This window comes from Psychrobacter sp. AOP5-GZ1-6 (assembly GCF_052376345.1).
Classification (GTDB): domain Bacteria; phylum Pseudomonadota; class Gammaproteobacteria; order Pseudomonadales; family Moraxellaceae; genus Psychrobacter.
In genome coordinates, this window is sequence record NZ_JBQSVP010000016.1 from 30569 (window position 1) to 43731 (window position 13163).

Annotated in this window: 13 protein-coding genes and 1 tRNA gene; 5 read left to right on the forward strand and 9 right to left on the reverse strand. The window is 41.8% G+C overall.

The features are described 5' to 3' along the window. Positions 1–83: 83 nt before the first annotated feature. Positions 84–1736 carry an RNA-binding domain-containing protein gene (locus ACT3RN_RS03925; RefSeq protein WP_442069459.1) on the forward strand — a complete coding sequence of 551 codons (1653 nt, stop codon included), beginning with the start codon at positions 84–86 and terminating at the stop codon, positions 1734–1736. 70 nt (positions 1737–1806) lie between these two features. Here the strand turns inward: ACT3RN_RS03925 and ACT3RN_RS03930 are convergent, their stop codons facing one another. From ACT3RN_RS03930 to ACT3RN_RS03960, 7 genes are all read right to left on the reverse strand, one after another. Further along, entirely contained in the window at positions 1807–2268 is a 462-nt protein-coding gene (locus tag ACT3RN_RS03930) for a hypothetical protein (protein ID WP_442062795.1), read from the reverse strand. Between the two features lie 134 nt (positions 2269–2402). Beyond that, positions 2403–2663: a helix-turn-helix transcriptional regulator gene (locus tag ACT3RN_RS03935; protein WP_442062793.1), complete on the reverse strand. Its 261-nt coding sequence runs from the start codon at positions 2661–2663 to the stop codon at positions 2403–2405. 160 nt (positions 2664–2823) lie between these two features. After that, positions 2824–3711 carry a recombination directionality factor gene (locus tag ACT3RN_RS03940; protein WP_442062791.1) on the reverse strand — a complete coding sequence of 296 codons (888 nt, stop codon included), beginning with the start codon at positions 3709–3711 and terminating at the stop codon, positions 2824–2826. Between the two features lie 106 nt (positions 3712–3817). Then, positions 3818–4957 carry a YqaJ viral recombinase family nuclease gene (locus tag ACT3RN_RS03945; protein ID WP_442062789.1) on the reverse strand — a complete coding sequence of 380 codons (1140 nt, stop codon included), beginning with the start codon at positions 4955–4957 and terminating at the stop codon, positions 3818–3820. 110 nt (positions 4958–5067) lie between these two features. After that, the gene (locus tag ACT3RN_RS03950) at positions 5068–6060 is read right to left on the reverse strand and encodes a DUF932 domain-containing protein (protein WP_192992339.1); all 993 of its coding nucleotides are present in this window, start codon (positions 6058–6060) and stop codon (positions 5068–5070) included. 35 nt (positions 6061–6095) lie between these two features. Continuing rightward, complete coding sequence (locus tag ACT3RN_RS03955; RefSeq protein WP_192518649.1) at positions 6096–6386, reverse strand: hypothetical protein; 291 nt, start codon at positions 6384–6386, stop codon at positions 6096–6098. A 117-nt stretch (positions 6387–6503) separates the two neighbouring features. Then, the gene (locus ACT3RN_RS03960; RefSeq protein ID WP_442062787.1) at positions 6504–7424 is read right to left on the reverse strand and encodes a YagK/YfjJ domain-containing protein; all 921 of its coding nucleotides are present in this window, start codon (positions 7422–7424) and stop codon (positions 6504–6506) included. A gap of 748 nt (positions 7425–8172) precedes the next feature. Here ACT3RN_RS03960 and ACT3RN_RS03965 point away from each other — a divergent pair. Beyond that, positions 8173–9270 (forward strand): hypothetical protein, encoded by a 1098-nt coding sequence (locus ACT3RN_RS03965; protein WP_442062785.1) that lies wholly within the window; start codon positions 8173–8175, stop codon positions 9268–9270. Between the two features lie 42 nt (positions 9271–9312). Here ACT3RN_RS03965 and ACT3RN_RS03970 read toward each other — a convergent pair whose 3' ends face one another. Together ACT3RN_RS03970 and ACT3RN_RS03975 are read right to left on the reverse strand one after the other, a co-directional pair. Continuing rightward, entirely contained in the window at positions 9313–10674 is a 1362-nt protein-coding gene (locus ACT3RN_RS03970) for a tyrosine-type recombinase/integrase (protein WP_192522964.1), read from the reverse strand. A gap of 283 nt (positions 10675–10957) precedes the next feature. Next, positions 10958–11048 (reverse strand) — tRNA-Ser (locus tag ACT3RN_RS03975). 178 nt (positions 11049–11226) lie between these two features. Between ACT3RN_RS03975 and ACT3RN_RS03980 the strand changes: the two genes are divergently transcribed. The 3 genes from ACT3RN_RS03980 (at position 11227) to ACT3RN_RS03990 (ending at position 13052) form a co-directional block, all read left to right on the forward strand. Next, positions 11227–12075, forward strand: coding sequence for a DNA/RNA non-specific endonuclease (locus tag ACT3RN_RS03980; protein ID WP_226945098.1), 849 nt, complete (start codon positions 11227–11229; stop codon positions 12073–12075). A gap of 63 nt (positions 12076–12138) precedes the next feature. Further along, positions 12139–12402: a hypothetical protein gene (locus tag ACT3RN_RS03985; RefSeq protein ID WP_192518645.1), complete on the forward strand. Its 264-nt coding sequence runs from the start codon at positions 12139–12141 to the stop codon at positions 12400–12402. A 266-nt stretch (positions 12403–12668) separates the two neighbouring features. Continuing rightward, a complete protein-coding gene (locus ACT3RN_RS03990) occupies positions 12669–13052 on the forward strand; it encodes a DUF2147 domain-containing protein (protein WP_192518644.1) in 384 nt (127 codons plus the stop codon). Positions 13053–13163 lie beyond the last annotated feature (111 nt).

Consider the following 13163-nt stretch of genomic DNA (forward strand, 5'->3'; position numbering starts at 1 on the left):
AAAAATCAAATATATCAATATAGACCCTTAGCGCTTAATGGTATATTGATTGCCACTTTTATTAATTGATTATATTTTCCACTATGCCCAACCACTACCAAAGCCTTGCCCTAAGCCTAACTCAGCAGCCAACCGAACAAGAATGGCTTGAGTTTAAGCATAACTTTCATAGCTCTGATGAGATCGGCAAGCGTATCTCTGCGCTTGCTAATGGCGCGTGCTTGGCTGGTAAGAAATTTGGTTATTTAGTGTTTGGCGTAGAGGACGGCACGCACGATATTGTCGGCACAAGCTTTAGCCCAAGAACAAAAAAAGCCAAAGGTAACGAAGACTTAGAGCATTGGCTGGTAAGCCGTCTAAGCCCTAAGATTCACTTTACCATTCATGAATTACAGATTGATGATAAAGCGGTGGTACTGTTTGAGATTCCAGCAGCTATCGATACGCCTGTCAGCTTTTTGCATGAGCCTTATATTCGTATTGGTAGCGTCACAAAGCTGCTCAAGCATTATCCCGATCAAAGCCGTAAGCTCTGGCAAAATCAAGCCGATGATTGGAGCGCTGAGATTTGTCATGAAGCAACGCTTGAAGACCTTGACCCTAAGGCCATTGCGGTTGCTAGACAAGTTTTTGCGGATAAAAACAAGCGGTTGGCTGAAGATGTTAAAGAATGGGACGACATCACTTTTTTAAATAAAGCCAAAATTACCATTCACGGTCAGATTACTAACACAGCGATTATCTTATTAGGACGTTATGAAGCCACGAGTTTTTTGAGTCCAGCGCAAGCGCATATCACTTGGATTTTAAAGGGTGTTGATGGCATCGAAAAAGACTATGAGCATTTTGAACCCCCGTTTTTGTTAGTCTTAGATGAGGTGTATAACAAAATTCGTAATCTCAATTATCGCTACATGGCATCAGGTACGCTGTTTCCTGAAGAGGTGCAGCAGTACGATCCCTATATCATTCGTGAAGCGTTAAGTAATGCTATTGGTCATCAAGACTACCGCCTAGGTGGACGTATCATAGTAGTTGAAAAAGAGGACTCAACGCTATTGTTTCAAAATAGCGGTGCGTTTATTCCTAAGACCATTGAAAATGTACTACTGCAAGATGCGCCTGAAGCGAGTTACCGCAATCCATTTTTGGTCAATGCCATGGTCAATCTAAATATGATGGACACCATCGGTAGCGGCATCAAAAAAATGTATCAGATTCAGTCTAAGCGCTTTTTCCCATTGCCAGATTATGACTTAACCCGTGAAAGAGTAGGCGTGAAGTTTACAGGTAAAGTGCTTGATCAAGAGTACGCCAAGCAGTTAGCAACCGTCGATAATCTCACACTGCATGACATTATAGCGCTTGATAAAGTTCAAAAAGGGCAGAGCATCACTGAAGAGGAAGCCGACGCGTTACGTAAAAAATCACTGATAGAAGGACGTAAAAACAGCTATATCATCGCCGCTGATGTTGCCAAGCATACTGAGCAGCAGGCGGAGTATATGCAAATGCGCGGCCTAGATGACATGCATTATCAAAGTTTGATTATAGAATACCTCAAAACATTTGAGCGAGGCAGACTAGCTGACTTTGATAAAATGCTGGCTAATAAGCTACCGCAAGTATTGGACGATAAACAGCGTAAGAACAAGGTGCGCAATCTATTGCAGAAAATGCGCCGTGATGGTTCAGTGACATCCGAAAACCAAACATGGTATCTTAAAGATAGCTAAAGGCAGCTAAACGTAGCTAGATGCGGCTAAACGTAGCTAAACCTAGCTACGTTTAGCTACCTAGAGTACTTTAAAAGTAGCCTAGTAGTTGTCTAAGTCTGTCATTTCTCCAGCTTTTAGCTTCTCTGTAAATATATTCACTCATGACATACCTTGCTATATCGTTTATGTAGAAAGATGCGTTTATTTCTGAATATTTGCTATCTGTAACTATTCCATCGGTCTGCATATCATCTAGCTGTTCGTAGATCGCGTCAGTCTGCAACCAAATAGCATTAACTTCATATTTATTTAGCTCTTTGAGCTGTGCTGCTACAAACGTTAAAATCATATCATCGTAGTAACTCCATGAAAAAGACTCAGTAGTTTGACGCTGATAGCAGACATCATCCCATAGACTTTTGAGATAGCCCATATCTAAAGCGGTATCAAAGCTTTGCATCCATCTGATAGTTTGTCTAGTAATCTTCTCTGAGAGGTTTTTAGATAATGCAGCAGCAATATCTGAGGCTATTTCTTTTCTTAAGTCCATAGTGAAAGTCCGTGTCTAATCGCCTTATACTCATAATTACAGCTATATTTTATATTGCATCCTACTAAACTATTAGGTTAAAAAGAAGACAAAAAAAATAAGCCACCCTACGCGGCTTATTTATTCGTCACTGCTCAATGAAATCGAGCAGCTATCTTATCTTCAATCCACTGAGCGACTTCGCTTTCAACCCATGCTACGCGCCCTTTAGATAGCTTAACCTGAATAGGGAAGGTTGGGTCGTAACGATTCGATCTTTTATCGAGCATATCGTAAATCGTTGTGCTGCTAAGCCCTGTGTAGTGTACGACCTGTTTTAGCGGCAGCATTCGTGGTATCTGTGGCATGCTTAGTGTTGATGTGTTTTGCTGAGTGTTTGCGTTTAAATTTTCCATGATTATCTCCTTGTAAGTGAACGAGAGCATCACCTCTCATATACTTACCGAGTCCCATATTTTTTTATGGCATCCCATGCAGTCCGAGCGTTAGCCTTTGATGCAGGTAATAAAAAAAGGAGCTGATTGATCAGCTCCTTTTTTATGCGGCATATTTGCTTTAGCTCACCGCCGTCACACTCTGACGTAGCCCTTGCGCAATACTGCGTGTGTTTGGCTGTGGCTGACTGGCTGTTTGATTGCTGTCATCTTGTGGATAAAACTCTTCCACCACATCAGACATCTCATCGCCATCAACTTCAAAGCACGAATTGGCATAGCCAAGCGTGGCAGCTTGCTCCAACGCTGCTTGATCAAAGCCGTGCTCGCTAAGATCAGTATCAATCGCCTTAGCTTGCTGTACTGCATCTTTGAGTGTCACCCCATCACGCAAGGTTAAATCCACAAAGTAAATCGGCGTACGATAGCTCTGTGTGGTGCTTTTGCCTCTAAGCGTTAATTGCAGGGGTAAGCAGGACAGCTTATTACCTGACACTGCGGCAAAGTAGCTTAATCGTGCCGCAAGGGTGCGAATACTATTAAAGCCTGTGGTACGAAAGATAAACGTGCCTAATTCATCGTCCTCAGACAGATTGACGTACAGTCTGCCATAAGGCTTACAAGCACCGCCTTGTGCTAGCGGACAGCGATCAGGCGAGGGGCAAGGCAGTTGCTCTATGCCATTGTTGGTGCGACGCTGACAGTGTTCGCCATCTCCCACGCATAACGGGCGACCTGTTTGCCGATCGAATAACGTGTACTGAGCTCGTAAATTAAGATCAGGATCATTGAACAGCATACGAACGGGTATTTGTCTGAGCTTACCTTCACTACGTGCGCGGAGCTTTTCATCAAGCGGATGATTGACCCAGCCGTCTTTATTTTGCACTTGGCTGGTAATGGTGAATTGATCGTCTTTGGCAGGTAGGCGTTTGCCATCCTTTTGGATAACGCGTCCAATGCTGATACGACCGAGTACGGGCGGGGTAATCGTTAGACCTTTAATCATGATGATATTCCTTATTTGTTTAATAATTTGAATAAATCGACATAAAAAAGCCCACCTGTGATAGGTGGGCTTTATGCGTTTGGTTAATGAGATTAGCTGTCTTGGTTTAATTATCGTTTAAGATGACGAAGCGACGACTGCCTTGACGGGTTTTACTAAATTTATCCATCAGCTCAGGATGGGCTTTAGTGACGGCTTTACTGTCTAAGCTCACGCTGTCCTTCGAGCGCTTCCACGAGATTGCGCCTTTGTCAAAGACCGCTACTTCATTATCTTTGATTAAGCTTTGCAGTTGATGTTTGATCTGGTCATGCTGCTTTTGTAGCTCACTCATTGAATCACGGTGATTAAGTAACTTAGTGAATAGCTTATTAGCCCCAGCGTCTTCGCTGAAATCGATTTTACTGGTAGGCTCAGGCTTAGGGTAAAGCTGCTTTAAGGCGCGCGCCGCTGACTCTGAGTGATCGGGCGTTGGTGGTGTGTCGGTTTCGACGTATTGCCAAAACAGACGCTCATGCTCCATGATAGACGCAATCAAACGTTCATCGCGCTTAACCTTGTAGATCTTCGCCTCGTGTCCGCAAAGCAATACACAGATATGTGCGGCTTGTTTGCCTGTAACCGCTAGTTGATGCTGTACTTGGCAAGTCACATATAACGGTACGCCATGTTTCCACAGCTTAGCGCCGTGCTCTCCTGCAGTTTTGCATTCCAGTATCTGTACTTCATCGCTACCAGTGATTGCATAATCCAAGTTCGCTAACATAAAATGCTGCTCAGGATCAGGGTGCTGCAAGATGGCGTTGACGCGCCTGACTTTATTACCCGTGTGCTCTTGGTAGTATTTAGCCACCATAGGCTCTAAGGTGTTGCCCCAATACAACGGTGAATACCCTTCGATGCTCTCATCAAGGTTTGATTCCATACGTCCTGTCTTAATCATCCACAGCTCAAGCATTGATAAATACGGATGAATACCACACGCAGCAGCAGCGTCACTACTACCAATACCTTGCTTGCGCACTTCAAGCCATTTGTCATGGCTGAGATGTTTGGTGCTGATTAAGCGTTTTGCTGTGGTTTTGACTGTTTTATCCTTTTGAGCTGTATCGTTGTCAAGATTGGGTTTAGCTGTCTTTGTGTTTACCTGAGCAGCAGGTGTAGCAGGCTTAACGTCTTTGGCTCTAACCGTTAAGCGCTTACGACGTCTCGTTTGAGCGGTGTTATTTAAAGCGATGGTTTCCATGATAGCTTCCTTATAAATAAGTTAGTGAATGTGATCGGTTGAATAATCGGCATAAAAAAACCACGCCCTAAGACGTGGTTATTGTTGGTGTAATAAAATAACTGAGACCGCTAAGCGATTAAAGCTCGCGCATCCTGTAAGCCTTTCTCCTTCAGCTTAGCCCCAGCACCGAACCATGCTGAGTTAAGTCGATTGTCTGTATTCATTGCTCGGCGTTCATGATCGACGTACTCAGTGATACTACAGAGCAAGCCATAAGCGGTATCTTTGGCCGCATCGAGATCCGCCCCGCGTCCTTGACCATTAAACATCTGCATCACCTTATTCATTGCGCGAGCATTGGGCACAGCGTCTTTTTCTTTCTTAGCGCTGTTAAATAGGATGATGTCATTGTCCTGATCGTTAAACACACGGCTTAGATAGTTAGCCGCTTCTGCTTGAGTCACACGGCGCTCAGACAGTTGCTTCATCTCATAGATGTGCTCATCCCACTGCTTAACCGACACGCCTAATTGCTGCTTGACCTTGTCGGCATCAAAAGAGGTGCTATGCGGTACTTTAACCACACCGCCACTACCATCAGCAAGGCTGACCGCTAAGGTGTTATTACACACCACACGGATATTGGTAAACTGTGCTGTGGTAGCCAGCGTACCATCACAAGCGGTTGCCAGCAGTAGATAGCCGTTACTGACATCTCCGCCCCTAAGACTGGCTGACTGGCCTGTACGTGCCAATGCCCATAGCTTACGCCCACCCTTTAACACACCTGCGGTCTCAAGCTCAAAGTGGGAGTGTTCCGTTAGCTCACGATAAAATTCAAGTATTTCTTCAGGCTGAACCTCTTGGTAGCGCTGACTGACCACTGATAATGGATCAAGCGTGTCGGATCGGTACAAGACCTTTTGATCGGCGAAGGGCAAGATGAGATTGTGCCCTCGATCGTTTTCAGCCATAAAGCTGACATCGGATGATTCAATACGCCAATCCATTCCTGCCTCACGTGCCCAAACCTCTAACGGCTGCTTGGGAGATAGCTCATTCCCTAAGCCGTGCCAAGGGGTTTCGCCAACGTATGCCATGCTTTCTACTAAATGTGCCATGATGATTTTCCTTTTGTATTATGATTAAATTGAGTTCAAGTGAATGAGTGAAAGGTGGTGAAGACATGCGAGCAGTCATCACAGCGATATTGTTTATTGACCAGTATTGGCAGCGCTTGATGAGACTGAGTGATCTCAATAAGCGCTGCTACCGTTGTTCCTGCAACCACACCTATAGCAGGATGTACTTTAAGTGCTTTGCAAAGACTAACACCAAGGCTGACTAATACCGCAGGGGATAACAGCTGATCAATAAGATTGATTTGACTACCATCAGTCATCTCGTAGACCAAAGATGACTCACAGCTAGGACACAGGGTTTTCATATATACTCCTAAATTTTGCGCATAAAAAAGGCCTGCTAAAAAGCAGACCTTGATGAAGGAATAAGGTACACACAAACAGGCTGTACTCAATCTCATGGTAATAGTATATATCTGAGATTATTTTGATATGGGTGGTAGTCCTCGGCGGTCGGATGTGTGGTATTGACCATGTCCAAAGGTGTTCATGTTTGGAAGCCATACTTTTAATTTTTGGTCATACTTGCTTGGTTGCGTCAGGTAACACGACGTTCTAAGAGCGTTGTTAACTTCCTGTTCGTTATCCTGATGAATCATGCCGATACCTAATTTACCGTTTCGCTCATACCCCTGCTTAGTCTTTTTATTGTGGTAGTTATAATAGGTGCCAGACCCCTGAGTGACCTGCTTCCATTTTTCACCGACTTCTTTTGCGATATACCAACCATTTTGTCTATCATTACCGTCGTATATCAGCAATAAATGGCAATGTAATCCGCCCTCGATGCCACCATGCTCTAAAGCCCAAGCGTAGCCCTGCAAATCTTCAAAGCACGTTTCCTCATTACCGATAAGATCTCGGAATTTGCTCATGTGATGATAAAAATCTTCAATGCTAACAAGGTGGCTTGTTTCTTTGGCGTACTTTAGGTCGATACGTACAAAGAGCAGTCTTTTGTAATGATTAATCAGATGGCGTACATATTTTTCGAGAGTCCTCTTATTTTTAGACTCCTGATAACTAAACACACTACGTTCACGCTTAATATCTTTTTTATAGTATGACAGTGTTTTAATAAGACGCTGTGTTTTATCGTAATCCCAAATGACATCTTCTGGATATTGATCACCAACGATATATTGCGTACTGCGAAAGAAAGCTTCAATGGGCATCGAGTAAATCAATCCATTGTCACTCTCATAGTAATACATGAACGGATGATACAAATCGTTCAGCTCATATATTATCAGGTCAAATCTCAATTCATTAGAAATGATATCGATTACCAGTTGGTGAACTTTAGTTAATAAGTTACTTTGATTGAGGTTGGTGTTTTCCATGGTATTTCTCCTATGTGGTTTATCTTGCACATAGTAGAGCTACATCATATTTTTTTATTCTGACTACTGGTGGTTTAGTGAGGAGATAGTCAGCGTGGTAACGCTGCGCTATATAATAATATCAATAACCGGTTAGTGGCACTTACCAATACTGCGGAGATATCGGCAATACATTATCCTCAATTGTAGGGATCTTGGTTCATATTGATGTTTTTTGAGTAAATGGAGTTAGCTGATAGAGAAAAGTTAATACACTGTTTGGTGAATAGCAGCATTAATTTGATGCGAGGGTCTAGGTGAGTTGATCATGATTTATTTCTCCAGTATAGGTTCATATACATGAGGAGAGTCATAATATTTTAGGGCGCTATTATTAAGGGTTAATTCATAATCGTTTATCAAGAAACATGATTGTTATTCGTATCACATACTCATAGTGGTCAGCCGATAAAAAACAATAATATATAATAAGCTGTTAAGAAGGCTCATTTTAATGCCCATAACCTAGGGGGTATGGAAACTAAAAATACCGCTAGACTCGGTTATATTAAGAGGATAGAGTTACGGTTTTGGGTTAATAGAACTATATTAATAAGCTTACATTGCATAAATTAGCTCTATGGGCTTATTTATCAACTGCTGACGTAATTTGTTGCTATAAAAATACTAGAAAATAGCCAGTGATAAACTACAAATTTGTGTTAAATTTACTAAGATATATCTATAAGTTTATAAGGAAAAAACTATAATGAATCGACGCATAGATACCTTTTATGAAGTGCTAGATGTTTCTTTACCAGTGTTCGATGACTATGATCGAAGCAATTTTGATGACGCCTCGATGCGCTACGCAAACTCTAAGACTTTAAGGTTTGTAACAGATGAGTTTATTCAAGCATGTAGAAGAGATCGCACAAATATAGAAAGGTTTTTTGAAGCTTTAAGACAGATGAATACTGAAGATGCTAGAGCATTGTTGTACAGCAAAAACCTGATGGATGGCCGTGGTGTCGATAATATAGGTCTTGACGATGATGACTATAAAAATAGTTTAGTGTCATACTTCCAAGATCATCCTGAACCCTTAATTGAATTTAACCATATAATCGAATACAAGATAAATAACCTCTTGCCCGAGTCATATTTAGACTGGTTCAAGGACAATTTGCGTTATTCACTGTTTTTAGCTTATCTAATAGAAAAAGGTATCTGCTATAGTGCATATCAAGGTAAAGACGAGCTGATCGACGCAGTAACATATGTTTTACGCTATCAAACTAATGAATTTATAGAGTTATGGGAAAAAAGCTTACCAAGTTACGAGCATCAGGCTGATTCATTTGGCGATTTCCAAGTAAAAAATGTACTTAAGGCTAAAGCCGTATATTTCAAAAATCAGCTGGATTTGACAAGAGATGCTAAATGGATAGACGCTACCAATACGGAGCAGATAGAGTGGATATACGAATATCTACGTGCCAAAAACCCTCAACAAATTATTCTGGATAGGGTCTTTATTCCAAAGAATATTGAAGAGAAATACAAGCTTATTCTTGCAAGTCTGGATGTTTTGTCCAATGTTGAAAATGCTGATATAGGGACTAAAAAGAACAAAGGCTTCTCTGAACGAAGCTACACGCTATATAGCATGAAAAAAGCATGGGACGGACAAAAGCATTATAGTAAAAAGAAGCAGGTAGAGAATGGTAGCATTAAGATATATAAGAAAAATCAAGATAAGTTAAAAGCGATAATGAAGCAGAAGGGTTCTACTGCAAATCAGGTTATCAATGATTCGATAGAGCAGATGTATGAGCGTCTCATTGTAGAAAAGACAGATGCTTAGAGGGTTACTCTAAGGCAACCCTCAATTTAAGTTAGCGCTAGCTTATCTATCGGATAGCAAGGATTGTAAGTCTTTGCTAGTAACTCCCTTATCTTTCAAAGCCTGTATCAGAGTTTCGCTATCTACTTCTAACAGTGATGCTTGTTTATTCTCGCTTATTGACTGCTCAATCTGCTGCCGCGCTGTTTGAAAGTCTACAACTTCGCCTTTGTCTCTTAGTAAGTCTAAAAAGTCAGCCCAAACCTGCATGATCTTACGGCGCTCTTCTAAATGCTGAGCATGGTTATAAACCGCGCGTATGTTACTTTTTTTGTCATGTGCCATCTGTTTTTCAATCGCGTCGCCCATGTAGCCAAGCTCGTTAAGATTGGTTGAGGCGATGTGACGAAAGCCGTGACCTGTCTGCTTACCAGCATAGCCTAGAATATCTAGCGCGTTATTAATAAACTCCTCACTATACGGCTGATGCATACCCGTATGATAGAACACATATTCATATTGTCCTGTGATGGGTTTCATCTCCTCTAGTACTGCTAGCATCTGATCTGACAACGGTACAACGTGCTTACGTGCAATTTTAAGGTTATCGATATCAACACGCCATAAACGGTTGGCAAAGTCGATATGCGCCCATTTCATCATACGTAGTTCAATGGTGCGGCAAAATGAGTACGCTAAAAACTTCATACCTAAGCGGGTTTGGTCATGACCATGATAATTCTCAATAGCTTGGAGTAGGGCAGGCAGCTCATGGATATCTACATGCTTCATGTGCTGACTTTTGGCTTTAGGATAGAGTGCTTTTAGATCATCGATTGGATTTTGCTCAATGATGCGTTCGCGTTTGGCACGTCTTAAGACATTAGCCACCAGATCGATAGTGCGTCTGGTTACCTCGCGTGGCGGCTCACCGTCTTTGTTCACACGCTTTTCGATCTCATCTGCCATTGATCGACAATCCTCAAAGCTTACATCTTTTAGTGCAATGCCTTCAAAGTGGGGCAACACGTCTTTATGCATACGGTTATAGTCTTGCTGATAGGTACGTGGCTTGACGTTACGCTGACGTTCAGCGAGCCAGTCTAACGCATAATCATTGAATTTTTGTGCATGAACATTATTGAGCCTATCTTGACGCTTTTTATTTTTTGGATCGATACCATCTGCTAGTAGCGCTTTAATCTCAGTATTGGCTTGTCTGGCTTCAGCGAGTGACATGATGGGGTAAGTGCCAAGTGTGAGGCGTGTCTGCTTACCATCAAAGCGATAAGCGCTTATCCATGTTTTTGTGCTTGTGCTACGGACTAAAAGCTGTAGCCCATACTGATCACTATATTTGTCAGGACGTGAAGGCGTACATTTTTCACTTGGTTTGAGCTTGCGGATTTTGCTATCGCTTAACATGTTGGTCTACTCCTTATGCTTCCAAGCCTTGTAATTCAAGCGTTACAAATATAACGTTGGTCTAAAGCTGAATTATAAAGCCTAAATGTTGGTCTTTTTGAGGTCTAATGAAATCATAGACCAACAGATAGACCAACACAAGCCACGGGATAGGTGGGTTATATTCGGATAGATTGGGAAAACACTAGACATAAAAAAAACGCTAGACGCGTTATTTATAAAGGGTTACAGAGGTATATGGGAGTATTTAGGACAAGGTGGGAAAAGGAGTGCTTTATAAGATTGGCGGTGAAGGAGGGATTCGAACCCTCGATACGCTATGAACGTATACACACTTTCCAGGCGTGCGGTTTCAGCCACTCACCCACTTCACCGTTTTTTTGACTGGCTAAGTATAGCGGATACCATTTAAAATGTCACCACTTACGCCTTATCTTTCTTTATTTGCAGACCCCTGCTAGGATAGCGTACCCGTAATAACAAGCACAGATGGTTGAAAGTTGAATGAGAATTTCTGGTAGGCTTAAATATAATTTTAAAAACAGCGTTATCATGGCCGTGATGATGGCTGCTGTTAGTATAGCTTCAGCACATGCTGATGATTTTACTCAGTGTAGTGAGTCTTTTTATGGTGGTGTTTATCCCGAATTTACCAACGATAAACTCAGTAGTAAGACACAAGAGCTATGCATGGACGGCTTTGCAGTTATGTATTCAGGTGTATCACGTACGCCACTGTGGTCGGCAGAGCATTTAGACCGCAAGCGACTACAGCAAGCCGGAGAGATTGATCGCGAAGACAGCTTTCATGAAGAAAGTAAGTTACCAGACTCAGCGCGTGCTTCATTATCAGATTACTCAGGTTCTGGCTATGATCGTGGACATTTGGCACCCAATGCCGACATGGCCAATCGCAGTCAGCAATATGACAGCTTTAGTTTGGCCAATATTGCACCGCAGTCACCGCGCAACAACCGTTATATCTGGCGTAATATCGAATCAGCGACCCGCTATATGACTCAGCAATATGGCGAAATATATACAGTGACCGGCGTTGCTTTCACTGACAAAAAAACCAAGCAGCTCGCTGATCGCGTGCTTGTACCCAGTCATTTTTTTAAGGCCGTCTATATTCCAGCGACCAATCAAGCAGGGGTGTACTACGCACCAAATGATGAATCCGAGCGGATAGAGATCATTAGTGTCCATGATTTAGCCAGTGAAATAGGAATTGATGTCTTACCCGTGCTTGACTCGCAAACTAAAGCACAAGCTTTTGATTTACCATTAAAAGCTGGTGATAGCTCGGACCTCCCTGCTGCTGAGCCAGAAGAAGAGCCTACTTGGATGCTATTTATTTGGGAGATTATTAAATGGCTTCTGGTACAACTACAAGCGTAGAGCGCCTCAATGAAGGGATGTCATACTGAAAAATAAAATGTTATTAATAGGAGCGGCGACCACATGATTGAACCATTTGCCAACAATCACCAAAGTATGCAAATTGGCGACCTTGTCATAGAAAATCAGAAAGACAAAATCACCATTTACGGTGATATCGATGTGACTTTAGATGACACTGGATATCAACAAGCGAAGCAATTACACGAGCTGACAGCTAGAATGATGCAAGCCTTTGATAAGCATAAGCTTTATAGTAACGAGGAAGACAAGTCAAAAGAAAAGGATGACCAATCAGATAAGGATATAGACAATCCTTTTTTATAACTATTTGATATAGTTTTGTTTTTATAGGAATTATAAACTATAAAAAACTACTAGGCAAAATACAAAAATTGCTTATAATGAGGCAAGGCAGCGCTTATTTTTGCTAAAAGCTGTTTAGTACATATAACTTAATAAGTAATAGCGGCTGTTTGTTTTCAATTAATCTCAGAGCGCAAAGCTTGTAATAAAAGATTCTAGCAAAGGATAGGCGTAGAATAGCAGGAACATAATGTTTCGAGCAATCATTGTATGAAGGGAGTCAATCTATGAAATTATTTACAAAAACCACATTAGCCGTTGCAGGTATTAGTTTAGCCAGTATGGCATTTGCCGCTGATCCGCTAGCCAATACGACATGGCAGACATTTGATGAAGGCAAGCCAAAAGGCACCGTAAAAATTACTGAATCAAATGGAGTACTAACTGGTACACTGATCGCGACCAATTCATCGACAGGCAAAAAATACGTTGGTACGAGAGTGATTAAAGGGTTGAAGGCTGATGGCGGTGGTAAATATAGTGGTGGTACAATCACTGATCCTGAGAAAGGGAAAGACTATCGTATGACTGCAAGTTTAAAGGGTAGTACTCTAAGTCTAAAAGGTTATCTTGGTCCGTTTTCACGCAGTCAAACATGGAAAAAGAAATAGTACAAACTCTTTATTGATATGAGATTTTACTGATATAGATATAAAAAAATCCCGCAACACCTTTTGGTGATGCGGGATTTTTATGGTATAGATTTTAAGATAAGCTTAAAG

What these genes read in the sequence shown, in the direction of transcription:
- ACT3RN_RS03955 (WP_192518649.1), bottom strand. Translation starts at nt 6,386, where the DNA reads ATGAAAACCCTGTGTCCTAGCTGTGAGTCATCTTTGGTCTACGAGATG.
- ACT3RN_RS03935 (WP_442062793.1), bottom strand. Translation starts at nt 2,663, where the DNA reads ATGGAAAATTTAAACGCAAACACTCAGCAAAACACATCAACACTAAGC.
- ACT3RN_RS03950 (WP_192992339.1), bottom strand. Translation starts at nt 6,060, where the DNA reads ATGGCACATTTAGTAGAAAGCATGGCATACGTTGGCGAAACCCCTTGG.
- ACT3RN_RS03960 (WP_442062787.1), bottom strand. Translation starts at nt 7,424, where the DNA reads ATGGAAAACACCAACCTCAATCAAAGTAACTTATTAACTAAAGTTCAC.
- ACT3RN_RS03940 (WP_442062791.1), bottom strand. Translation starts at nt 3,711, where the DNA reads ATGATTAAAGGTCTAACGATTACCCCGCCCGTACTCGGTCGTATCAGC.
- ACT3RN_RS03990 (WP_192518644.1), top strand. Translation starts at nt 12,669, where the DNA reads ATGAAATTATTTACAAAAACCACATTAGCCGTTGCAGGTATTAGTTTA.
- ACT3RN_RS03945 (WP_442062789.1), bottom strand. Translation starts at nt 4,957, where the DNA reads ATGGAAACCATCGCTTTAAATAACACCGCTCAAACGAGACGTCGTAAG.
- ACT3RN_RS03965 (WP_442062785.1), top strand. Translation starts at nt 8,173, where the DNA reads ATGAATCGACGCATAGATACCTTTTATGAAGTGCTAGATGTTTCTTTA.
- ACT3RN_RS03970 (WP_192522964.1), bottom strand. Translation starts at nt 10,674, where the DNA reads ATGTTAAGCGATAGCAAAATCCGCAAGCTCAAACCAAGTGAAAAATGT.
- ACT3RN_RS03925 (WP_442069459.1), top strand. Translation starts at nt 84, where the DNA reads ATGCCCAACCACTACCAAAGCCTTGCCCTAAGCCTAACTCAGCAGCCA.
- ACT3RN_RS03985 (WP_192518645.1), top strand. Translation starts at nt 12,139, where the DNA reads ATGATTGAACCATTTGCCAACAATCACCAAAGTATGCAAATTGGCGAC.
- ACT3RN_RS03980 (WP_226945098.1), top strand. Translation starts at nt 11,227, where the DNA reads ATGGCCGTGATGATGGCTGCTGTTAGTATAGCTTCAGCACATGCTGAT.
- ACT3RN_RS03930 (WP_442062795.1), bottom strand. Translation starts at nt 2,268, where the DNA reads ATGGACTTAAGAAAAGAAATAGCCTCAGATATTGCTGCTGCATTATCT.